The organism is Hydrogenophaga intermedia (genome assembly GCF_023715105.1).
Lineage (GTDB): Bacteria > Pseudomonadota > Gammaproteobacteria > Burkholderiales > Burkholderiaceae_C > Hydrogenophaga > Hydrogenophaga intermedia_A.
Map to the genome: position 1 here is coordinate 1 of NZ_JAMBNO010000088.1, position 581 is coordinate 581.

At 53.4% G+C, this 581-nt stretch carries 1 protein-coding gene; it reads left to right on the forward strand.

The genetic code is table 11. The annotated features are described in order from the left end of the window. Positions 1-372: 372 nt before the first annotated feature. A partial coding sequence (locus M3149_RS22690) for a hypothetical protein (RefSeq protein WP_251711615.1) occupies positions 373-581 on the forward strand: 209 nt, incomplete at its 3' end.

Below are 581 nucleotides of genomic sequence, written 5' to 3' on the forward strand. Positions count from 1 at the left end.
AACACTTCCCTTGGCGAACTGACGAGCGCCGCTCACTGTAATACCTCAATTGACAGTTCGCGACGAAATCAAGATTTAATTTAAACGGAACGACTGAAGTTTCGTCGCGCGCCTCGGTGTCCGACGTGTCGTTGAAACGCCGATTTCGTGTGAAAAGAATATCTAATATACACGCGATCTTGATAGCCGACACAAAGGCCGCTATGTTCTGAGCTGCTGTCGCGAACAAACATCAGCAACCAATCGAGAGGCGTGGGTTACCACTCCCTCATGTGTGCGGTATTTCACGCGGCTGCATTTCGTGTAGTCGCGGCTTGGGTCTTCTGGTTGGCAGGGATAGGGATGCGGCATTAACCCGTTGCAAGGCACCCCATGTCACACCCCAATTTCCTGAAGAACACCCTGAGCCCGCAGGACGAGCTCTTTCTGGGTATGCCGGAACCACTGGCGCCTCTGGCTTGGGATCTTCTGGGCCTGCTGCCAGTACCTCCGGAACAACCTCGTATTGCCAACGTGATCTTCACGCTGTGCTCTTCACTCATTGCATTCTCGCGGGAGCACCCGTTTTACGCCATAGCAAA